This is a genomic window from Cryobacterium sp. MDB1-18-1, assembly GCF_004402735.1.
GTDB classification, from domain to species: domain Bacteria; phylum Actinomycetota; class Actinomycetes; order Actinomycetales; family Microbacteriaceae; genus Cryobacterium; species Cryobacterium glucosi.
In genome coordinates this window covers 71,874-92,861 of sequence record NZ_SOFR01000053.1, presented here as the reverse complement: position 1 = coordinate 92,861, position 20,988 = coordinate 71,874, and the positions used below count along the sequence as shown (strand labels likewise).

The 20,988-nt window shown below is 70.2% G+C and carries 17 protein-coding genes and 1 pseudogene; 11 read left to right on the top strand and 7 right to left on the bottom strand.

All coding sequences use genetic code 11. From position 1 onward, the window contains the following. Positions 1-2: 2 nt before the first annotated feature. From E3O50_RS13475 to E3O50_RS13435, 10 genes and pseudogenes are all read left to right on the top strand, one after another. Complete coding sequence (locus tag E3O50_RS13475) at positions 3-1,712, top strand: nitrite/sulfite reductase (RefSeq protein ID WP_241975529.1); 1,710 nt, start codon at positions 3-5, stop codon at positions 1,710-1,712. Further along, positions 1,709-2,464 carry a phosphoadenylyl-sulfate reductase gene (locus tag E3O50_RS13470; RefSeq protein WP_134560766.1) on the top strand — a complete coding sequence of 252 codons (756 nt, stop codon included), beginning with the start codon at positions 1,709-1,711 and terminating at the stop codon, positions 2,462-2,464. The genes E3O50_RS13475 and E3O50_RS13470 overlap by 4 nt, the downstream gene beginning before the upstream one ends. A gap of 35 nt (positions 2,465-2,499) precedes the next feature. Continuing rightward, positions 2,500-3,429: a sulfate adenylyltransferase subunit CysD gene (gene cysD / locus E3O50_RS13465; RefSeq protein ID WP_134448069.1), complete on the top strand. Its 930-nt coding sequence runs from the start codon at positions 2,500-2,502 to the stop codon at positions 3,427-3,429. Beyond that, positions 3,429-4,787: a GTP-binding protein gene (locus E3O50_RS13460; protein ID WP_134560767.1), complete on the top strand. Its 1,359-nt coding sequence runs from the start codon at positions 3,429-3,431 to the stop codon at positions 4,785-4,787. The genes cysD and E3O50_RS13460 overlap by 1 nt, the downstream gene beginning before the upstream one ends. Positions 4,788-4,906: 119 nt before the next feature. Further along, positions 4,907-5,635 (top strand): ABC transporter ATP-binding protein, encoded by a 729-nt coding sequence (locus tag E3O50_RS13455; RefSeq protein ID WP_198413669.1) that lies wholly within the window; start codon positions 4,907-4,909, stop codon positions 5,633-5,635. Next, complete coding sequence (locus E3O50_RS19700; protein WP_134447563.1) at positions 5,625-6,569, top strand: ABC transporter permease; 945 nt, start codon at positions 5,625-5,627, stop codon at positions 6,567-6,569. The genes E3O50_RS13455 and E3O50_RS19700 overlap by 11 nt, the downstream gene beginning before the upstream one ends. Before the next feature lie 17 nt (positions 6,570-6,586). Beyond that, a pseudogene (gene cobA / locus E3O50_RS19695) lies at positions 6,587-7,372 on the top strand (uroporphyrinogen-III C-methyltransferase); the annotation flags it as partial. Beyond that, positions 7,369-8,772, top strand: a complete 1,404-nt coding sequence (locus tag E3O50_RS13445; RefSeq protein ID WP_134560768.1) for an FAD-dependent oxidoreductase — start codon at positions 7,369-7,371, stop codon at positions 8,770-8,772. The pseudogene cobA and the gene E3O50_RS13445, both read left to right, overlap by 4 nt. After that, on the top strand, positions 8,769-9,086 hold the full coding sequence (gene fdxA / locus E3O50_RS13440; RefSeq protein WP_134447557.1) for a ferredoxin: 318 nt from the start codon (positions 8,769-8,771) through the stop codon (positions 9,084-9,086). The genes E3O50_RS13445 and fdxA overlap by 4 nt, the downstream gene beginning before the upstream one ends. Before the next feature lie 32 nt (positions 9,087-9,118). Next, positions 9,119-9,508 carry a four-helix bundle copper-binding protein gene (locus E3O50_RS13435; protein ID WP_134447555.1) on the top strand — a complete coding sequence of 130 codons (390 nt, stop codon included), beginning with the start codon at positions 9,119-9,121 and terminating at the stop codon, positions 9,506-9,508. Between the two features lie 43 nt (positions 9,509-9,551). Here E3O50_RS13435 and smc read toward each other — a convergent pair whose 3' ends face one another. Beyond that, entirely contained in the window at positions 9,552-13,238 is a 3,687-nt protein-coding gene (smc, locus tag E3O50_RS13430) for a chromosome segregation protein SMC (protein ID WP_134560769.1), read from the bottom strand. A 126-nt stretch (positions 13,239-13,364) separates the two neighbouring features. Between smc and E3O50_RS13425 the strand changes: the two genes are divergently transcribed. Next, entirely contained in the window at positions 13,365-14,534 is a 1,170-nt protein-coding gene (locus E3O50_RS13425; protein WP_134560770.1) for a GNAT family N-acetyltransferase, read from the top strand. A 16-nt stretch (positions 14,535-14,550) separates the two neighbouring features. Here E3O50_RS13425 and mutM read toward each other — a convergent pair whose 3' ends face one another. From mutM to E3O50_RS13395, 6 genes are all read right to left on the bottom strand, one after another. Beyond that, positions 14,551-15,456, bottom strand: a complete 906-nt coding sequence (mutM, locus tag E3O50_RS13420) for a bifunctional DNA-formamidopyrimidine glycosylase/DNA-(apurinic or apyrimidinic site) lyase (RefSeq protein ID WP_134560771.1) — start codon at positions 15,454-15,456, stop codon at positions 14,551-14,553. A 69-nt stretch (positions 15,457-15,525) separates the two neighbouring features. Further along, positions 15,526-16,215 carry a ribonuclease III gene (gene rnc, locus E3O50_RS13415; RefSeq protein ID WP_134448065.1) on the bottom strand — a complete coding sequence of 230 codons (690 nt, stop codon included), beginning with the start codon at positions 16,213-16,215 and terminating at the stop codon, positions 15,526-15,528. A 135-nt stretch (positions 16,216-16,350) separates the two neighbouring features. Continuing rightward, positions 16,351-16,554 (bottom strand): 50S ribosomal protein L32, encoded by a 204-nt coding sequence (gene rpmF, locus E3O50_RS13410; RefSeq protein WP_134447547.1) that lies wholly within the window; start codon positions 16,552-16,554, stop codon positions 16,351-16,353. 2 nt (positions 16,555-16,556) lie between these two features. After that, positions 16,557-17,132, bottom strand: coding sequence for a YceD family protein (locus E3O50_RS13405; protein WP_134447545.1), 576 nt, complete (start codon positions 17,130-17,132; stop codon positions 16,557-16,559). Positions 17,133-17,143: 11 nt separating this feature from the next. Continuing rightward, positions 17,144-19,543: a DUF3488 and transglutaminase-like domain-containing protein gene (locus E3O50_RS13400; protein ID WP_166790715.1), complete on the bottom strand. Its 2,400-nt coding sequence runs from the start codon at positions 19,541-19,543 to the stop codon at positions 17,144-17,146. Continuing rightward, positions 19,530-20,927 carry a DUF58 domain-containing protein gene (locus E3O50_RS13395; RefSeq protein ID WP_134564570.1) on the bottom strand — a complete coding sequence of 466 codons (1,398 nt, stop codon included), beginning with the start codon at positions 20,925-20,927 and terminating at the stop codon, positions 19,530-19,532. The genes E3O50_RS13400 and E3O50_RS13395 overlap by 14 nt, the downstream gene beginning before the upstream one ends. Positions 20,928-20,988 lie beyond the last annotated feature (61 nt).

The following is a 20,988-nucleotide window of genomic DNA, read 5'->3' as shown; positions in this document are numbered from 1 at the left end:
CCGTGTCACCGAACCAGACCGAAGCGGCCACGCCGGCCAGGCCCCACCGCCAGGCCGGCCGTCCCAACGGCCAGTGGAAGGTGGACGGAACCGCCCCCCTCAACGGCAACGAAGCCTGGAAGCAGGAGGACGGCGGCCTGAGCGTCCGCGAGCGAGTCGAGAACATCTACTCGAAGCAGGGTTTCGATTCGATCGAGGGGACCGACCTGCACGGCCGGATGCGCTGGTGGGGCCTCTACACGCAGCGGAAGCCCGGTATCGACGGCGGCAAGACCGCGACCCTCGAGCCGCACGAGCTCGAAGACAAGTACTTCATGTTGCGGGTGCGCATCGACGGCGGCCAGCTCACGACCACCCAGCTCCGGGTCATCGGCGAGATCTCCCATGAATTCGGCCGCGACTCCGCCGACCTCACCGACCGGCAGAACATCCAGCTGCACTGGATCCGGATCGAGGACGTCCCCGAGATCTGGACCCGCCTCGAAGCGGTCGGGCTGCAGACCACGGAGGCCTGCGGCGACGTACCCCGCGTCATCCTCGGCTCCCCCGTCGCCGGCATCGCCGCGGACGAACTGATCGACCCGAGCGGGCTGATCACCGACATCACCGCACGCTACATCGGCGACGAGAGCCTCGCGAACCTGCCGCGGAAGTTCAAGACGGCCATCACCGGAAGTCCCAGCCAGGACGTCGTGCACGAGATCAACGACATCTCCTACGTCGCGGTCGAGCACCCCGAACTCGGCGTCGGCTTCGATCTCTGGGTCGGCGGCGGCCTTTCCACCGCCCCACGCCTCGCCGAACGGCTCGGCGTCTTCATCACTCCCGACCGGGTCGCCGAGGTCTGGCACGGCGTCGCGAGCCTGTTCCGCGATTACGGCTACCGGCGCCTGCGCAACAAAGCCCGCCTCAAGTTCCTGCTCGCCGACTGGGGACCCGAGAAGTTCCGGCAGATCCTCGAAGACGAGTTCCTCGATTCATCGCTGCCCGACGGCCCGGCCGCCCCGCCGCCCACCCGCGCAGGCGACCACGTCGGCGTGCACAAGCAGACCGACGGCCGCTACTACATCGGTGTCACCCCGTTCGTCGGCCGCGTCTCCGGCCCGACCCTGCTCAGCCTCGCCGACCTGCTCGAGGCGAACGGCTCGACCCGGTTGCGCACGACCCCGCACCAGAAGCTCGTGCTCCTCGACATCCCGGAGGAGAACGTCGAATCCCTGATCGTGGCCCTCGACGAGATCGGCCTCGCCGCGCGCCCGAGCCTGTTCCGCCGGTCGACGATCGCCTGCACGGGCATCGAGTATTGCAAGCTCGCGATCGTCGAGACCAAGAAGTCTGCGACGGATGCCGTGCTCGAGCTCGAGAAGCGGCTCGCGTCCATCGACGTCCCCCAGCCGATCAGCCTGCACGTCAACGGCTGCCCGAACTCCTGCGCCCGTATCCAGACGGCGGACATCGGGCTCAAGGGCCAGCTCCTCCCCGACGGGAACGGCGGTCAGGTCCCCGGCTTCCAGGTGCACCTCGGCGGCGGCCTCGCCTCGCAGGACCGCGACGAGGCCGGTCTCGGCCGAACCGTCCGCGGCCTCAAGGTGACCGCTGACGACATCGCCGACTACGTCGAACGCATTGTGCTCCGCTTCCTCGCCGACCGCGGCGAGACAGAGACCTTTGCCGTCTGGGCGCACCGAGCCGACGAGGAGGCCCTGCAATGAGCGACACCACAACCGGAACCGGACCCACGACCGTCACCACGACGACCGTCGCTCCCCGGCGGAGCGCCGAGGAACTCAAGGCGCTCGCCGCCCGCGGAGCCGCTGAGCTCGGCGAGGCCGGCTACGCCGAGGTCGTCGCCTGGGTCGCGGCGAACTTCCCCGTCGCCCACGTCGCCGTCGCGTGCTCGATGGCCGACGCCGTCCTCCCGCACGTCGTCGCCGCGCAGCTGCCCGGCGTGGACGTGCTCTTCCTCGACACCGGGTACCACTTCGCCGAGACCTACGAGACCCGCGACACCGTCGCCCGGCTTCTCCCGGTGCGGATCGTCGACGTGCTCCCCGCGAAGACCGTCCCGGAACAGGACGCCGAGCACGGCGCGGAACTCTTCAGCCGCGACCCGAACCTCTGCTGCGCGATGCGCAAGGTCGAACCCCTGCAGCGCTCGCTCACGGGCTACGAACTCTGGTTCACCGGCGTGCGACGCGACGAGGCACCGACCCGGGCGAACACCCCGCTCGTGACCTGGGACGAGCGCAACGGCCTCGTCAAGGTCAACCCGCTCGCGGCGTGGAGCTTCGACGACATCCTCGACTACGCCTCCTACCACCAGGTTCCGGTGAACCCGCTGCTCGAGCAGGGGTACCCCTCCATCGGCTGCGCGCCGTGCACGAAGCCCGTCGCCGCTGGCGACGATCCCCGATCCGGACGCTGGGCGAACCTGGCCAAGACAGAATGCGGGCTCCACGAGTGAACGCCGTCACGACAGCCACGACCACCACGACCGCCATGACATCCGCGCCGCCCGTGCAGGCGGCCGGGAGCCACCGGCTTTCCCAGCTCGACGTGCTCGAGAGCGAGGCGATCCACATCATCCGTGAGGTCGTCGCAGAATTCGAACGTCCCGTCCTGCTGTTCTCCGGCGGCAAGGACTCCGTCGTCGTGCTGCACCTCGCCGCGAAGGCCTTCTGGCCCGGCAAGGTGCCGTTCGGGCTGTTGCACGTGGACACCGGCCACAACTTCCCAGAGGTCCTCGCGTTCCGGGACGCGACGGTCGCGCGCCTCGGCCTCCGCCTCACCGTCGCGAAGGTCCAGGACTACATCGACGACGGCCGCCTGCAGGAGCGCGCCGACGGCACCCGCAACCCGCTTCAGACGCTCCCGCTCCTCGACGGGATCGCCGCAGGCCGCCACGACGCGGTCTTCGGCGGCGCCCGCCGCGACGAGGACAAGGCCCGCGCGAAGGAGCGCATCCTCTCGCTCCGCGACGAATTCGGCCAGTGGGATCCCCGCAACCAGCGCCCCGAACTCTGGAACCTCTACAACGGCCGTCACACGGTCGGCCAGCACGTGCGCGCGTTCCCGATCAGCAACTGGACGGAGTACAACGTCTGGCGCTACATCGAACGCGAGGGCATCGAACTGCCGCCGCTGTACTACGCCCACGAGCGCGAGGTCTTCCGCCGCGACGGCATGTGGCGGGCGATCGGCCCCGTCTCAGAGCCGCGCCCGGGCGAAGCAGTCGAGACCCGCACCGTCCGCTACCGCACGGTCGGCGACATGAGCTGCACCGGCGCCGTCGAATCGGACGCCGCATCCGTCGCCGCCGTCGTGCGCGAGGTCGCCCTCTCCACCATCACCGAACGCGGCGCGACGCGCGCCGACGACCGCATCTCCGAAGCGGCCATGGAAGACCGCAAGAAGGACGGGTACTTCTGATGACTCAGGCACTCCTCAGCCCGGCGGATGCCGGCACCCACGACGGCGCAGACGCCCCGGGAACCCTGTTCCGGTTCGCGACCGCCGGCTCCGTCGACGACGGCAAGTCGACCCTCGTCGGGCGTCTCCTGCACGACTCGAAGGCGATCCTCGCCGACCAGCTCGAGTCCGTCACCCGAACGTCCACGGAGCGCGGCTTCGGCGGCGACGGCGGCGGCATCGACTTCGCGCTGCTCACCGACGGCCTCCGCGCCGAACGCGAGCAGGGCATCACGATCGACGTCGCGTACCGCTACTTCGCGACAGCGCGCCGCTCCTTCATCCTCGCCGACTGCCCCGGGCACGTGCAGTACACCCGCAACATGGTCACCGGCGCTACGACGGCCGACGCCGTGATCATGCTCATCGACGCGCGCAAGGGCGTGCTCGAGCAGACCAGGCGGCACCTCTCCGTGGTGTCCCTGCTGCGCGTGCCGCATGTGATCATCGCGGTCAACAAGATCGACCTCCTCGACTACGACGAGTCCGCGTTCGCAGCGGTCGCAGCATCGGTGCGCGCCGTCACGGCCGATCTCGGCCTCGGTGCCGTGCACGTGCTGCCCGTCTCTGCGCTCGTCGGAGACAACGTCGTCGACCGTTCGCCACGGACCCCCTGGTACGACGGGCCGAGCCTGCTCGAACTGCTCGAGAGCCTCCCGGTCGTCGACGAGGTCGAGACCGCGATCGAGGCGTTCCGGCTGCCCGTTCAGCTCGTGCTCCGGCCCCAGGGCGCCGTCGCCGTCGCACCGGAGGATGCCGACTCCTTCCGCGACTACCGGGCGTACGCCGGGCAGGTCGCTTCGGGCACCGTCCGGGTCGGCGACAGCGTGAGCGTCGCCCCGGGCGGGGCGACGACCGTCGTGACCGGCATCGACTTCGCCGGCATCGAACTCACCGAGGCGTTCGCACCGATGTCGATCGCCGTGCGTCTCGCCGACGACCTCGACATCGCCCGCGGTGCGGTCATCGGCGCAGCGGGCACCCTGCCCGAATCGACCAGGGAACTCACCGCCGCGTTGTTCTGGCTGGACCCGCGGGCACTCAGGCCTGGCGACCGCACCCTGGTCAAGTTCGGCACGAACACCGTCCAGGCCCTCGTTGCCGCTGTCACCGGGCGCCTCAACCTCGACACGCTCGAACTCGAACCGGCCGGCAGCCTCGAGGTCAACGACATCGGCGAGGTCGGCCTGCGCCTCGCGGCTCCGCTGCCGATCGAGACCTTCACCGAGAACCGCCGTTCCGGCGCGTTCCTCGTGATCAACGCGCAGGACGGTGCCACCCTCGCCGCAGGGATCGTCACCGGCTCTGGAGCACGGTGAGCGCCGTGTCCGTGACAGAGCGCGACCGCACCGACGGTTCAGGGAACCGGCCGCAGGGCATCAGCGTCAGCACAAACACCGCGCCTGCCGCGGTCGTCGCAGCGGACGTCGAGACCGCGATCCGGGTCGAGGGACTGTCCAAGCGGTTCGGCAAGGCCGGACCCGTGGTGCTCGACAACATCAACCTCACGATCAAGCCGGGCGAATTCGTCTGCCTGCTCGGCGCATCCGGGTGCGGCAAGTCGACCCTGCTCAACATCATCGCCGGCCTCGAACACCCGTCGGACGGCACCGTCACGGTCGCGAGCGGGAAGAGCGCCGTCATGTTCCAGGAGTCGGCCCTGTTCCCCTGGCTGACCGCGAGCCGCAACGTGGAACTCGCCCTCAAGCTGCGCGGGGTCCCGCGCGGCCGGCGTCGCGGCGAGGCACTCGAGCTCCTCGACCTGGTCAACCTCGCGGATGCCGCGAACAAGCGCCCGCACGAGCTCTCCGGGGGCATGCGGCAGCGTGTCGCCCTCGCCAGGTCACTCGCGCAGGACCGCAAGGTGCTGCTGATGGACGAGCCCTTCGCCGCCCTCGACGCGATCACCCGCGATCTGCTCCACGAGGAACTCGAACGGGTCTGGCATGAAACCGGCCGCACGATCGTGTTCGTCACGCACAACGTGCGCGAGGCCGCACGGCTCGGGCAGCGGGTGCTGCTGATGTCGAGCCGTCCAGGCCGGATCAGGAACGAGTGGCGCATCGAGGACAACGGTCCGCGCCGGATCGAATCCCCGGAGGTTTCCCGCCTCTCCATCGAGATCACCAACCACCTCCGAGAGGAGATCCGTCGTAATGCCGCCTGAGACCCGTTCCGAGACCATCACCCCCGGCTCCCTGGAGCCCGACGCCGCGTCCGGCTCCTCGGTGAGCACCCGGGCGGACTTCCGTACGCTCGAAGCCGGGCTCGACGCCCTGCAGACGTCCCCCCTCGTCGAGAAGGGCCCGTGGCGCCGGTTCGCCGACGGCGTCCTGCCGCCGGTCGTGCTCCTGCTCGCCCTCATCGCGGCGTGGCAGTTCTATATCGTGATCGCCAAGCCGCGCCCCGACCTCACTCCCGGTCCGCTCGACGTGCTCACCTCGATCACCGACCTCTGGTCGACCGGTCACCTGCAGACGGCCGTGGTCACGAGCCTCTCCCGCGGCGGGATCGGGTTCCTGATCGCCGTCGCGATCGGAACCCCGCTCGGCCTTCTCCTTGCGGAGTGGCGGCTGCTCCGCCGCGCGCTCGGACCGCTGCTCTCCGGGCTGCAGGTGCTTCCTTCCGTCGCCTGGGTGCCCGCTGCGATCCTCTGGTTCGGCCTGAGCGATGCGACCGTGTACTTCGTCGTGCTGATGGGCGCCGTCCCCTCGATCGCCAACGGGCTGGTCGCCGGCGTCGACCAGATCCCGCCGCAGCTGCGCCGCGTGGGCACCGTGCTCGGCGCGAACCGCTTCGAGATGGCCACCCTCGTCGTGCTGCCCGCCGCGATGCCCGGCTACCTCGCGGGCCTCAAGCAGGGCTGGGCCTTCTCCTGGCGGTCCCTGATGGCAGCGGAGATCATCGCCGTCGGCGGCTCGATCGGTTTCGGCCTCGGTTCGATGCTGCAGCAGAGCCGCGAGCTCGCCGACCTGCCCGGGGTGCTCGCGACGATCCTGGTGATCCTGTTCGTCGGCATCCTCGTCGAGCTAGTGCTCTTCGCCCCGGCAGAACGCCGGTTGCTCCGCCGCCGCGGCCTCTACCTGACGGCCGGCCGGTGAGCCCCGACACCGTGCGCCCCGGCACCGTGCACCTGGTCGGTGGCGGACCCGGCGATCCCGGCCTGATCACCGTGCTCGGCCGCCGGCTGCTCGACGAAGCGGATGTCGTCATCGCCGACCGGCTCGGCCCGCGCTCCCTGCTCGGCGAGCTCGATCCCGGCGTTCTCGTGATCGACGTCGGCAAGCTGCCCGGCCACCACCCTGTGCCCCAGGACGAGATCAACGCACTCCTCGTCGAGCACGCCCGTGCCGGCCGCCGGGTCGTGCGCCTCAAGGGCGGCGACCCGTACGTGCTCGGTCGCGGCGGCGAGGAAGCAGCGTACTGCCGCAGCAACGGTATCCCCGTCGAGGTCATCCCCGGCGTCACGAGCGCCATCTCGGTGCCTGCTGCGGCCGGCATCCCGGTCACCCATCGCGGGGTGGCGAACGGGTTCACCGTCGTGACGGGCCACGAGCTGCTTCCGTCCCTGCCAGGGGGCAGCGACCACACCGTCCTTCTCCTGATGGGCATCTCCGGCCTCGCCGCCTCCGCGGCGATGCTCGCGGACGGACCCCGCGGCGGAGACTGCCCGGTCGCCATCATCGAGGACGGCTACGGCTCGAACCAGCGGGTCACCTTCGGAAGTCTCGCAACCATCGCCGGACTCGCCGCCGAACGCGGCGTCCGCTCCCCCGCCGTCGTCGTGGTGGGGGACGTCGTCACCCTGAGCCCGCTCCACCCCCGGTACAGCAACCAGCTCGCGTCCGACGAACCCCGTTCCGGCCGGCTCATCCCAGAACCATCCCGAAAGGCTTTTTCATGACCCCCCATACTCTCCGCGTCGCCATCATCGGCGCCGGTCCCGCGGGAATCTACGCCGGCAACATCCTCGGCAAGGCCGTGCGCGACGCCGGCGGCACGATCGGCATCGACCTCTTCGACACCCTCCCCGCTCCATACGGCCTGATTCGATACGGCGTCGCCCCCGACCACCCGCGGATCAAGGGCATCGTCACAAGCCTGCACGAGATGCTCGATGCCGGCACCATCCGGTTCCTCGGCAACGTCGGCTACGGGACCGATCTGAGCCTGGACGACCTGCGGGCCCTCTACCACGCAGTCATCTTCGCGACCGGGGCGATCCGCGACGCGAAGCTGCCGATCCCCGGCACCGAGCTGCCCGGCTGCTTCGGGGCCGCCGACTTCGTCTCCTGGTTCGACGGACACCCGGACGCCCCGCGCGACTGGCCGCTCGACGCCCACCAGGTCGCCGTGATCGGCAACGGCAACGTCGCCCTCGACGTCGCCAGGATGCTCGCAAAGCATGCGGACGACCTGCTGCCCACCGACATCCCCGAGAACGTCTATTCCGGCCTGGCCGCCTCGGCAGTCACCGACGTGCACATCTTCGGTCGACGCGGGCCTGCCCAGGTGAAGTTCACCCCGATCGAGCTCCGGGAGCTCGGCGCGGTGCCGGACGTCGACGTGATCGTCTACGAGGAGGACTTCCCGAGGGACGAGGCCTCCGAGCAGTTCCTCGCCGCGTCCAACAACCAGGTCAAGGTGATGAGCCGCACCCTGAACGGATGGCTCACGAAGGAACCGAGCGGGGCCTCGCGCCGCCTGCACCTGCATTTCCTGCATTCTCCCCTCGAGGTCTACGGCACCGAGAGTGTCGAAGGCATGCGCTTCGAGCGCACCGCGCCCGATCCCGCCAACCCCGGCGGTGTCACCGGGACAGGTGAGATCCTCGACTACCCGCTCCAGGCGGTCTACCGCGCCGTCGGTTACCGCGGCAGCCCCCTCGCCGAGGTGCCTTTCGACGAGACGCGCGGCGTGATCCCGAACGACGGCGGTCGGGTCCTCGACCCGGCCGCGCGGCCCATTCCCGGCCTGTACGCCACCGGCTGGATCAAGCGTGGCCCCGTCGGCCTGATCGGCCACACCAAGAGCGACGCGCTCGAGACCGTCACGCGGCTCGTCGAAGACCTCGGCAACGGCCTCCTGCCGGAGCCGGTCGAAGACGACGCGGACGCGATCCTGGCCGTGCTCTCCGCCCGCGGCATCCGCTTCACCGAATGGGACGGCTGGCTCGTGCTCGATGCCCACGAACGTGCCCTCGGAGCCGCGGACGGCTCGGCGGCCGATCGTGAGCGGGTCAAGGTCGTTCCGCGGGACGAGCAGGTCGACATCAGCCGGTCCGTGGAACTCGTCGCCTCGTGACGTACGTCATCGCGCTGCCGTGCGTGGATGTCAAGGACCGCGCCTGCGTCGACGAGTGCCCGGTCGACTGCATCTATGAAGGCGAACGGTCCCTGTACATTCACCCCGACGAATGTGTCGACTGCGGTGCCTGCGAGCCGGTCTGCCCGGTCGAGGCGGTCTACTACGAAGACGACCTTCCGGAGCAGTGGAGCGAGTACTACCGCGCGAACGTGGACTTCTTCGAGGAGATCGGGTCGCCGGGAGGCGCGGCCAAGACCGGTGTGCTGACGTTCGACCACCCGCTGATCGCGGCGCTGCCCCCGCAGGCCTGACCGGGCGCCACCGACCGGGCTACAGTGGTGGCATGTTCGGTGGCGGGTTCGGTGGGAGCGAGTTCAACGCGCTCTCGGCACGGACCGCGGCGTGCGTCGCCGCCTGCGACGCGCTCATCGCCGCGAGCGAGGACTGCGCTGACGCCTGCCTGGCCCAGTCCGGCGACGGCGATGTCACCGCGTGCTTCCTCGCCGACCTCGACTGCATCGAAATCTGCACCACGACGAGCCGGGTGCTGTCCTGGCACACCCGGACAGACGGGACGACCGCCGCCTCCATGCTCGACACCTGCATGGAGGCGTGCCGCTCCTCGTCCATCGCCTGCGAGCGGATGCTGCAGCACCGGCCGGACTGGACGAGCTGCGCCCCCGAGTGCCGTAGGGTCACCGACGCCTGTGCGGAGGTACTGGCCCTGCTGTGACGCGGCCGTGACGCGGGGGCCACTGTCCCGGCCTGTCCGCGGTTCAGGACGCCTGTTCCTCCTGGCGCACGATCCGCTGGCCGACGACCGCCGATACCCCGTCCTGGCGCATCGAGACACCGTAGAGGGCGTCGGCGATTTCCATCGTGCGTTTCTGATGCGTGATGATGATGAGCTGGCTGGCCTCGCGGAGGTCCTGGAAGATCGTGAGCAGCCGGCCGAGGTTGGCGTCGTCGAGGGCAGCCTCGACCTCGTCCATGATGTAGAACGGGCTCGGGCGGGCCTTGAAGATCGCGATCAGCAGCGCGACTGCGGCGAGGGAACGCTCCCCGCCGGACAGCAGTGAGAGCCGCTCGATCTTCTTTCCTGCCGGCTTGACGCTGATCTCGATGCCGGTGGTGAGCAGGTCGTCGGGATCGGTCAGGCGGATGCTGCCAGACCCGCCGGGGAACAGGACGGGGAAGACCTCGGCGAAGGCCAGGCGGGTGTCCTCGAAGGCGCTTGCGAAGATGGCGCCCATCGTGACGTCGAGGTCGTCGATGATCGTCAGCAGGTCGGCCCGGGTGTTGGTCAGGTCGGTGAGCTGCTCGGTGAGGAATTTGTGCCGCTGCTCGAGCGCGGCGAATTCCTCGAGCGCGAGCGGGTTGATCCTGCCGAGTTGGGCGAACCGGCGCTCGGCGGAGGCGTGGCGGCGCTGCTGCTGCTCGCGGTCGTAGGCCACCGGCTCGCCATCCGGGTCGTCGTCGGGCGGCACCGGCTGGTCCGGACCGTATTCCGCAACGAGGATATCTTCGACGAGGCCCAGTTCGCTGCCGGCGCGTTCGAGGAGGCCGGAGAGGTGCAGCTTCTTCTCGTAGATCTGCAGTTCGAGGCCGTGCACGCTCTCGGTCACGGCCTGCAGTCGGCTGCGGAGGGCACCGTCCTCGCGGCGCAGGGCCGCGAGTTCCTCATTCTGACTCAGGCGCTCGGCCTCGGCGGTGGCGAGGCGGAGGCGTGCCTCGCTGACGGAGACGTCGACCGCGGCGAGCACGGCGGGGAGCGCTTCGGCGACGCGGGTCGCGGCATCCACCTGGCGACGGCGGATGACCGCACGCCGGGCGGCGGCCTCGGCTGCGGCCTGGTCGCGCTCGAACTGCCTCGCGAGGCCTGCGGCGCGGGCCTCACCCGAGCGCACGCGCTCGCGCGCGGTCTCGACGCGGAGCCGCGCCTCGACCTCGTGTTCGCGCGCGGCTTCGAGTTCGGCGTGGAGCGCGTCACGAACCGAAACGTCGAGGATCGGGCGGGGGCGGGACAGCAGGGTGACGAGACCGGCCTTGGTGCGCTCGGCCTCTGCTTCCGCACCGGCGACGGCCTGTTCGGCGACAAGGACGCCGGCGGAGATGCGCTCGAGCTCCGCCGTTGCGGCCTCGAGCCGCACCGTTGCCCGGTTCGTCTTCTCTGCCTGGGCCGCGAGGCGGGCGTCGAAGGCGCGAAGCGCGGCGAGCGCCGCGACGGACTGGTCCTTGCCGAGGCGGAGCAGGCTGCGCTGCTCAGCGAGGTCGCCGCTGACCTGCTCGATGCGGGATCGGACTTCGCCAAGACGGTCTGCCGCGGTCTCGCGGTCCGCGACGAGTTCGAGCTTGCTGCGCCGGGCCCCGGATCCGCCGCGGAGCACGAACTCGCTCAGCACGTCGCCGGCCCGGGTGATGATCGTCAGCGGAATGCTCGCCGCGCGGGGGCCGGTGGCAGCCGTCCCCGGGGTGGAATGGCCGGACGTGAGCAGGTCTGCCGCGGCCAGGGCGGAGTCGAGGTCTTCGGCGATGACGGTGTTCTCGAGGAGTCCGAGGACACCGGCAGGGGCATCGAGGACCGAGGCGGCCCAGACCAGGCCTGCCCGTTCGGCGAGGCTCGGGCGTGCGTGCGCGCCCGACGCGCGCAAATCGGGGGTTCCGCCGGCAGCATCAGCTGGGGCGCCGTCAGCGTCGGGAGTCGCTGGCGTGGCGAGGATGAGCTCGACCCGGCCGAGGTCGTCCGCCCTGACCCGGTCGAGTGCGGCGAAGCCGGCTGCGCTGTCATCCGCGAGCACGGCATCGGCGAGGGAGCCGAGCGCGGCGGCGATCGCCGCCTCGTAACCGGGATGCACCCGCACGTGTTCTGCGACGAGCCCGCGGATGCCGTCCAGCCGGGCGCCGAGGAGGGCTGAGGATCCGTCCTTCTGGTCGAGGGCCAGGGACAGGGCGCTCGCGCGCGCGGCGAGGGCGTCACGTTCGCGTTCGAGGAGGTGGAGTTCTTCGCGGAGGCGTTCGACTTCGCCCTCCGCGGCGGACACGACGGCCTGGGCCGCCTCGTAGTCTTCGGACAGCCGGGTGTTCCCGTCGGCCGCGCCGGTGTCGCCCGGATCGCCGTTCACCGCGCCGGTCCCTGCGTTCTCCGCGTTCGCCTGCTCGGTCTCCGCTTCCAGGGTGGCGAGGAGGGCCTCTGCTTCCTGCACGCGTCCGGCCGCGGCATTCCGGGTGTTCTGTTGGCGGAGCACGTCGCTGCGGACAGAGGCGAGGCGGGAGGCGGCGGTTTCGGCCTGGCCGCGCAGCTTGGACGCTTCGAGGTCGTGGCGGGAGATGAGCGCGGTCTGTGCGGCGATGTCCTCGTCGACGGCGTCGAGATCGCGGCGCGCGGTCGACGTGGCCGCCCGCGCGGCGGCCCAGGCGGACTCGGCGACGGCGATGCGTTCGGTGAGCCGCACGATCTCCGCCGCGGCGTCCGTGAGCATCGCCGGGGTCACACTCGGGCCGGCGTCGACCGATTCGGACTGGGAACCGAGAAGGGCGAGGCGCTGGTTCGCGAGCGTGTACAGCCCGCGGAGGCGTTCCTGCACGGATTCGAGGCCGAAGCTCGTGCGCCGGGCGGCGTCGACGGCGTCGCCGATCTGGGCCTCCTCGAGGCGGTGCAGGCGCAACTGCTTCTGGTCGAGCTGTTCCTGGAGCACGATGCGTTCGGAGTGCCGTTCGCTCTCGCTGCGGCCGTGGGCGTCGAGGGTCCTGCGCAGGCCGACGACGTCGTCGGCGAGCAGGCGGGCGCGGGCATCACGCACGACGGCGGCGATGGTCTGGGCCTCGCGGGCGATCTCGGCCTGGCGCCCGAGCGGCTTGAGCTGGCGGCGGATCTCCCCGGCGAGGTCGCTCAGCCGGGTCAGGTTGGCCTGCATCGCGTCGAGCTTGCGCAGGGTCTTCTCCTTGCGGCGGCGGTGCTTGAGGATTCCGGCGGCCTCCTCGATGAAACCGCGCCGGTCCTCTGGGCTTGCGCGCAGGACCGCGTCAAGCTGGCCCTGGCCGACGATCACGTGCATCTCCCGCCCGAGGCCGGAGTCGCTCAGGAGCTCCTGCACGTCGAGCAGCCGGCAGCCCTGGCCGTTGATCGCGTACTCGCTTCCGCCGTTGCGGAACAGGGTGCGCGAGATGGTGACCTCGGTGTAGTCGATCGGCAACGCGCCATCCGTGTTGTCGATCGTGAGCGTCACCTCGGCGCGGCCGAGCGGGCCCTTCGTCGAGGTGCCCGCGAAGATGACGTCTTCCATCTTGCCGCCGCGGAGCGTCTTGACGCCCTGCTCCCCCATCACCCAGGCGAGAGCGTCGACGACGTTGGACTTGCCGGAGCCGTTCGGGCCGACGACGCAGGTGACGCCGGGCTCGAAAGCGAAGGTCGTGGGCTGCGCGAACGATTTGAACCCCTTGAGGGTGAGGCTCTTCAAGTACACCGTTGCGCCCTTCCCGTGAGTAGATATCGGCTCTCCCACGGTACCGGACGCAGCCTCCCGGGCCCGGGAGGCGCGGCGCTGCCCGCGGGGGTTTCGGCAGTGCCGACCGGACGCTACTCTGCCTGCATGGACGACCTCGTGCCCAGGATCGAGGAGCTCTCGATCCCGGAGGAGCCGGGTGCCGAGGGCTGGGACGACTTCGTCGCCGCCGCCGAGGTGCACAACACGGTCGAAGCGGATGCCTACGGGACCCACGAGCTGTCCGTGACGGCGGAGGAGGCACTCCCGGAGTGGCTCGACCAGGATTGGGAGCCGAGGAGGCTGTTCGTGGTGCGGGCCGCGGACGGTTCAGCTCCTGCCGGCGGGAGCGACGAGGCTGCGGCTGACGCCCCGGCGGACGACCCCGCCGCGGCCGACGTGATCCACGTCGTCGCGCGCGGTGTGTGTGAGTTTCAGGGCCCCGGCTCGGAGACTGCGTGGCTTCGCGCCGATGTCCTGCCGGGATACCGCAACCGCGGCATCGGTACCGCCCTGTTCGCGTTGCTCGAGTCGGTCGCCGAGGCCGACGGGTGCGTGAATCAGATCGTCTACGCGGCCTCGCCGGACTCACCGGGCGAACGCCTGGTCGCCCCGACCGGTTTCGGCTCACTGCCGTTGCGGAACCCCGAGGTGCGCTTCCTGCTCCGGCGCGGCTACCGTCTCGAGCAGGTCGAGCGAGGCAACCGCCTCGCACTTCCCTACGACCGCGAGCGGCTGGACCGGCTGCTGCGCGCGGCAGAGAAGCGCGCGGGAAAGGAATACGAGATTATTCAGTGGGACGGCTTCACGCCGATCCGGTGGCAGCCGGACATGGCGATGCTCTACGAAAGAATGAGCACGGATGCTCCCACCGCCGGCCTCGAGGAACCCGCAGAGTCCTGGCCCCTCGATCGGTTCCTCGACAGGCAGGCCCGGCTCGCGGACGGACCACGGACCGTCTACACCACAGCCGTCGTGCACCGCCCGTCCCGCGCACTGGTCGGGTTCACCGAACTCTCCGTTCCCGCTGAGACCGACAGGCCGGTCAACCAGGAGGACACCCTCGTGGTGCGGGAACATCGCGGGCACCGGCTCGGCCTGCTGCTCAAGGCCTGGAACCTGGAGAGCATCCTCCGGAACGAGCCAGGACATCCGTCGGTGATCACCTTCAACGCGGAGGAGAACCGGCACATGCTCGACATCAACGAGGAGCTCGGCTTCCTGCCGATCGGCTACGAGGGCGCCTGGCGGCGGCGCACGCCCCTTACGGACGCGTGAACCCTGGTTGACTCGGTCAGTGGAGGCGCTGGCAGACCGGGCAGAGGTGCGAGGACCTGTTCATGAACTGCTCGCGCACGAGGAGGGTTCCGCACCGCGGGCACGCGGTGCCCTGCCTGCCGTAGACGGCGAGGCTGTGCGAGAAGTAACCGGACTGGCCGTTGACGTTCACATACTGCGCATCGAAGCTCGTGCCGCCCTCGGCGAGGGCGCGCATCAGCACCGTGCGCACGGCGTCGAGCAACCGGATGCCTTCGGTGCGTGACAGGGACGACGCCGGCTGCTCGTAGTGCAGTCCGGCCGAGAACAGGGCTTCGTCGGCGTAGATGTTCCCGATGCCGCTGACCCAGGTCTGGTCGAGCAGCACCCGCTTGATCCCTGAGCCGCGCCGGGCCAGGGCGGCGAGGGCGGCATCCGTTCCGAAGTCGGGGTCGATGAGGTCGCGGGCGATGTGGGCGACCTGGTCGGGGATCAGCCCGCTCCACGCACCCGTGCCCGCCCCGGCATACCCTCCTGGCAGTCCGTCGCCGGTGGGCTGCATCCGGTCTATCGCCATGCTGCCGAAGATCCGCTGGTCGGCGAAGTTGAGCCACAGTTCCCCGTGGTCGGGGTGTTCGAGGTGCAGGCGGATGCGCAACTGACGGTCTGCCTCCGAGCCCGGTTCCCGGAGCAGGACCTGGCCGCTCATGCCGAGGTGGATCACGAGGGCGCGTCCGGTGTCGATCGGCAGCCAGAGGAATTTGCCGCGGCGGACGGCGCCGAGCAGGCGATGCCCCTCGAGCTGCGGGGCGAACGGGCCGGTCAGGGGGTCGTGCCTGCGGAGGGAGCGTGGCTCGAAAACCTCAACGGCGGTGACGCGAGCACCGGTCACGGCGGGTTCGACGCCCGCGCGCACCACCTCAACCTCAGGAAGTTCTGGCAAGGAAGCGTCCAGACGATGGTGGCGGTGCCGTCGGATGCGCGGGAATGAGTCGAGCGGACATCGGCCAGGTCAGCGCGGGACGAGCCGGTTCCACGCCTCGAGGGCGGCGGCCATCTCGGCGTGCTTCTTGCTGGTGCCTTCTCCCGTTGCGACGACGATGCCGACGGTCACGGTCGCGATGAACACCTTGGAGTGGTCGGGGCCGCTCTCGGCGATCGCATAGACGGGTACGCCGGCGTCGAGCCGGGCCGCCGCTTCCTGCAGGCTCGTCTTCGGATCCATCGAGACTCCGAAGTGACCAGGGTCGTTGAGCATCGGCGCGATCAGCCGCAGCACGAAAGCCGTGGCGGCGTCCGGACCCGTGTCGAGGTAGACGGCACCGATGAGCGCCTCGACGGTGTCGGCGAGGATCGATGACTTGTCACGACCACCCGTGAGGATCTCGCCCCGCCCGAGCCGAACGTAGGCGCCGAGGCCGAGGCCCCTGGCGATTTCAGCGAGGGCGACACTCGAGACCAGGCTGGCCCGGCGCTTGGCCAGGTCGCCCTCGTCGAGCAGCGGATACGTGCGGTAGAGCATGACCGTGACGGCCTGGCCCAGGATCGAGTCGCCGAGGAATTCCAGGCGCTCGTTCGTGGGCACTCCGCCGTTCTCGTACGCGAAGGACCGATGGGTGAGCGCCAGCCGAAGCAGGCTCTCGTCGATCTGCACGCCGAGCGCGGACACGAGGGCCGAGGGGTCGGCTTCCGCGCCGGTCATCGGGTGACCGGCTGCGGCGTGCCCGGTCATACGGCGACCGCCCCGACGGTACCGCGACGCGACGAGCGGATGTTCCGGGTCAGAAGACGCGGCATCCGTCGGAGGAGCGGTACCTGGGGCGTGTACATCGCCGAATTAAATGTCGGCGACCTTGCGGCCCTTGTATTCCATGAACATCGCGGTTCCGGCGGTGTCGGTGACGACCTTGGCGCGGTGCGGGAGGCTGTAGACGACCTTGCCGTTTTCCATGGTCTTGACCAGGGTGGGGGCTTCGGCCTTCCAGCAGGAACGACGTGAGCGGGTGTTGGAGCGTGATTGCTTGCGCTTCGGGACTGCCATGACTACTTCTCTTCTCTTCTATCCGTTTCAGCGCGGATGTCTTCATCCGTGCCGATGCTTTCGGAAGCCTGGAAATTCACAAGCGCTGCCCACCGGGGATCGCGCATCTGTTCTGGTTCGAATTCAGGGGAAACGGCAAGCCGCTGCCCGGTCTCGGGGTCGAGACCCGGGCAATCCTGCCGGCAGACCGGCTGGAAAGGCAGTGACAGAACCACTGCATCCCTGATGAGCGGTTCAAGATCCACATGGTCCTCGACAACCGCACACTCATAAGCTTCATCAAGAGAGTACGCGAAAACCTCGTGAAACTCGACTCGGACAGGCAAGTCGATGTCAATCAGGCATCTTCCGCACTCGCCGGACGCGATTCCGGAGATCTGCGCGGACACCAGAAGGCTCTCGTGCAGGGTTTCGAGGCGGATGTTGACGTCGAGCGTCGACCCGGCCTTGACGGCAACGAGTCCCTCGCCGAGGTCGTCGGGAACGATGAGGTCGATGTGGCGCTCACGCATGGTGCCGGGGCGGTTGATGAGGTCACGCACGTCGACCTTGTACGGGGTCTTCTGAAACTTGGTCACGGGGGGAGATTCTACGCGTCCGTGACGGGTGCGCGCCCCCGTTCGCCGAGGAAGAGCCACAGGGACGCGGGAAGGAGGCGCGCACGCCAGCGCACAGCCGTGCTCGCACCCATGCTGATCCTCGTCGAGACCGTGTCGAGGTCGCCGAGGAGCGCCGGTTGCGGCGCCCCGGCGACCGGGCGGCCGTACCGGTGTCGCTCGGCCGCGGCCAGCAACCGGGCAAGTGCTGCACCGGCTGCCGCCCCACCGGTGCCCGTGAGGCCGGGCAGGGCGCCGATCCGCGCCGCGAATTCCCGGGGCGTCTCCGTGGCGCGCACGCTGACCCCGAAGTCGACGGCCGTGTCGACGAGCTCCCGCCAGGCATCGGCGCCCCCTGCCGTGCCCCTGGCGAGGTCCCTGCGCCGTCGTCTGCTCCGAAGCAGGCGGATGCCACCCGGAGCGGCGAGTACGACGACGAGCGCTCCGAGGATGAGCGCAACGCGTCCGGGCGTGCCTGCATCGTTCCCGGGCGTCTTCGCGGCTCCGCTTCCCGTCGACAGGGCCTGGCCGGGGTCGTCGAACGGGCGCGGCGCGGACGACGGCGCACCGGCCACCGTGCCGCCGAGTGGGGTGGACTGACCGGCCGGCTGGGTGTAGCTCGGAACGGTCCCGCGCCCGGGGGTGGGTTCGAACGGCAACCAGCCGATGCCGGTGAAGTACAGCTCCGGCCACGAGTGCAGGTCATGGGCGTCGACGTTGAAACGGTCCCTGCCCTCGATGAAGTCCGAGGAGCGGGAACCGGGCAGATAGCCGATCGCGATGCGCGCCGGGATGCCGAGCGACCGGGCCATCACCGCCATCGCGGAGGCGAAATGCACGCAGTAACCGCGCTTGACCTCGAGGAAGGTACCGACAACGTCGACCCCGCCGCCGTCATAGCCGTCCTCGACCGGTGCGGTGGTGTCGTAGGTGAATTCGCTCCCCCGCAGGTACTCCTGCAGGGCGACGGCAGCGTCATACGGGGTCGTCGTTCCCGATGTCACCGCGCGCGCGGTCTGTTCGATGATCAGGGGGCTGCTCCGGGGCAGGCGAAGGCTCGACTCGACGCTGACCGGGTAGCGGCCCGTCGCCGCGCGAAGCTGCTCGGGAGTGGGCTCGAGGGCGAGCGAGGTGACGGTGTATTCCTGGCCCCGGGTGCTGCTGTTCGTGCTCGCAATCGTCCCGGTGGGCCCGTTCCAGTACCAGTCGCCGACGAGCCCGGATACCTTCGTGGCCGCGCCAGGGGTGGGCAGCCAGGCCGAGGCGACCCCGTCGATGACGACCTGGGTGGACTCCTCCGTCGTGGCGACCTGGGCGGAGAGCCCCGGCGGCCGGTCGATTGCGTCGACGGTGTTCCCGGTGTTGGTCGGCTCGAGGCGGGCGGTCCAGCTCGGCCCGACGAACCGGTCCAGGGTGAGCAGCTTGAGGTAGGGCGGCTGAGCGGCACTCGTCCGGTAGTGCAGCGCGGCGCCGGCCTGCGAACTCCGGAGATCCTGCCCGAGGTTGACCATGGCGCTCACGCCGTCGCCGAAGAGCAGCGGTCCGGTGGCCCGGCCGCCGACGCGCCCGTCGCCGGGCAGGTTGGGAACCGCGATGCTGAGCACGAGCGCTGTGATGATGCCGAGCCCGCCGATCAGGAAGGCCCCGGTGACGGACCAGCTCCGCCCGGCAGGCCCACGAGAGCCGGCGATCCCGATGCCCTCGCCCGTTCCCGCTGTGACCCCGCCGCGCCGGCCGAGGACGTCGATCCGCAGCAGCAGCAGGAATGCCGCGGCCGTGAGCACGAGGGTCAGTTTCTCCGCACCGTTGTCGAGGATGAGGCCGGGGACGCCGACAGGCACCAGTACGGGCAGCCCAGCGAGCGCCGGCGCCCGCAGGGTGATCGCGAGGGCGTCCATCAGCACGGCGATCACACCGGCCCCGATGCAGAGCAGGAACAGGATGCCGGTCACGGGATCGGCCGGGGTGCCCTGGGACTGCACCGAGGCGATCCCCGATTCGACGAGGGTACGGAACCGGTCGATCGTATCGCCGGTCGGCACGAGCCAGAGCAGCCCTGTTCCGCCGCCGAAGAGCAGGGTGACGCTCCCGACGATCACGCCGGCACCGGCGAGTGGGACGACCCAGGGCCTGGGGCCGAGCGAGCGGATGCCCGCGGAGACGACGAAGACGGCTCCCGCTTCGACCGCCATCAGCCACCACCAGCCGGTGCCCTGCAGGAGAGGACCCAGCGCGGTCATCCCGACGAGCAGGAGCAGCGCGAGCGCACCGGTCACGGGCCAGCGGGAGCCGGAGGAGCGCTTCCCTATTCTCCGGCCACCAGGCGTTTCCGGTGACGGCGACGGCCTGGCCGTCATCGTCTGCTCTGGCAGGATCCGTTCACGCAGGCTCATGCAGCGCCCCTCTCCCGCCGACGGAGTCGAGCCATGCCTCGGGCAGTGCGATAGCCGAACGCACCGGTATGCACCGCCAGCCGGCCTCCCTGAGCCGCTCAGAGGCATCCGTCGGCACAGGTTCGAGTACGAATGCAATCGCCGGCCGGGCACTTGCCGCGAGCGCGGCGAGAACGGCGAGGTCGAGGGCTGCCCCGGCGCCGAGTACAGCGAAGGTCGGAAGCGCCCCGCGGGGGACGCGTGAGCGCGGGGGCGCGAGGGGCCCATTGGGTTCGCCGGTGCCGACGTCCCTGGCTTCAGCAGGGACCTGGAGGATGCCCGCGAGGTCCTCGAGCAGGTGCGAAATGCCGCCTGATCCGCGATAGGAGACCGGATCTCCCGACCCGGCCGTACCTCCCGCACCGTTCCCGGCCACGGGAGAGCCGCCGAGCCCGGTCGCGCCGAGCGGGGCGGCATCGGTTGCGGCCGTGGCACCGTTCGAGGCACGGCCGAGCCGGGCAGTTCCGAGTTGGGCAGGGCCGAGCTCGACGACATCGACCCGGTAACCGGCTGCGAGCAGGTGCGTGCATACGGATGCCGCCACTTCCACCCCGAGCTCGAACGCACTCGCTCGCCGCGCCCGGTCGACCTCGCGAGCGCCCGATTCGGCGGGCGCGAGCGTGTCGAGCACGAACCGCACCCCTGAGTCGCTCCGGTGTTCCTCCTGCCGCACCATGATCTCGCCGTGGCGTGCGGTGGCCGGCCAATTCACCCGGCGCAGCGAATCCCCTGGCCGGTACTCGCGAGCGATCAGCTCGTCCGAATTCTGGTTGAGCAGTCGCTGCCGTTCGAGGGCTTCTCCCCCACCGAGCATGCTCGCGTGCCCCCGGCCGGGAAGGGGCGTCACCCGGGGAGTCACGACCAGTTCATGCCGGCCGCCGACCGCCCAGCGCGCCATCACCAGTCCGAACGGGTCGGACCGGGCGAGCACGACCGGCCCGTACTCGTACCGTCCCCGCGCGTGCGGTGCGAGCGGGAACTCGAGGCGCACGGTCCGGGCTGCCGCGTCAGGGCCCTCGCCGAAACCGTCCCAGCCGCCGCTGCGGCCCCACGCGCCGCCGAGCCCGGAGAGCGGCGGCAACGGGAGATCCCTGGGCATCGGTGTCGTTCCCATCGGGCCGGTCTCGCGCCAGCGCACCCCGGAAAGCGGCTGCACCCCGACGTTCTCGACGGTGAGCAGCTCAGTCGTCTGCCCGCCCGCGGAGACGAGGTTGGGGCGGAAGTCACGGCCGACGCGCACCCGGACGGGTCGGAGGGCCACCGACAGCCCGGCGACGATCGGCACCGAGACCAGCAGGAGGGCGATGAACAGCAGGTCCCGCCGGTTCTCCGAGAATGACACCACCGTCAGCACCGCTCCCCCGCTGAGGAAGGCGCCACCCCGGAGGGTGAGCCGGGGAAACCGA

Excerpts from the sequence above, each read along its gene's own strand:
- E3O50_RS13470 (WP_134560766.1), top strand. The coding sequence starts at position 1,709 with ATGAGCGACACCACAACCGGAACCGGACCCACGACCGTCACCACGACG.
- cysD (WP_134448069.1), top strand. The coding sequence starts at position 2,500 with ATGACATCCGCGCCGCCCGTGCAGGCGGCCGGGAGCCACCGGCTTTCC.
- E3O50_RS13460 (WP_134560767.1), top strand. The coding sequence starts at position 3,429 with ATGACTCAGGCACTCCTCAGCCCGGCGGATGCCGGCACCCACGACGGC.
- E3O50_RS19700 (WP_134447563.1), top strand. The coding sequence starts at position 5,625 with ATGCCGCCTGAGACCCGTTCCGAGACCATCACCCCCGGCTCCCTGGAG.
- E3O50_RS13445 (WP_134560768.1), top strand. The coding sequence starts at position 7,369 with ATGACCCCCCATACTCTCCGCGTCGCCATCATCGGCGCCGGTCCCGCG.
- E3O50_RS13435 (WP_134447555.1), top strand. The coding sequence starts at position 9,119 with ATGTTCGGTGGCGGGTTCGGTGGGAGCGAGTTCAACGCGCTCTCGGCA.
- E3O50_RS13425 (WP_134560770.1), top strand. The coding sequence starts at position 13,365 with ATGGACGACCTCGTGCCCAGGATCGAGGAGCTCTCGATCCCGGAGGAG.
- rnc (WP_134448065.1), bottom strand. The coding sequence starts at position 16,215 with ATGACCGGCGCGGAAGCCGACCCCTCGGCCCTCGTGTCCGCGCTCGGC.
- rpmF (WP_134447547.1), bottom strand. The coding sequence starts at position 16,554 with ATGGCAGTCCCGAAGCGCAAGCAATCACGCTCCAACACCCGCTCACGT.
- E3O50_RS13400 (WP_166790715.1), bottom strand. The coding sequence starts at position 19,543 with ATGAGCCTGCGTGAACGGATCCTGCCAGAGCAGACGATGACGGCCAGG.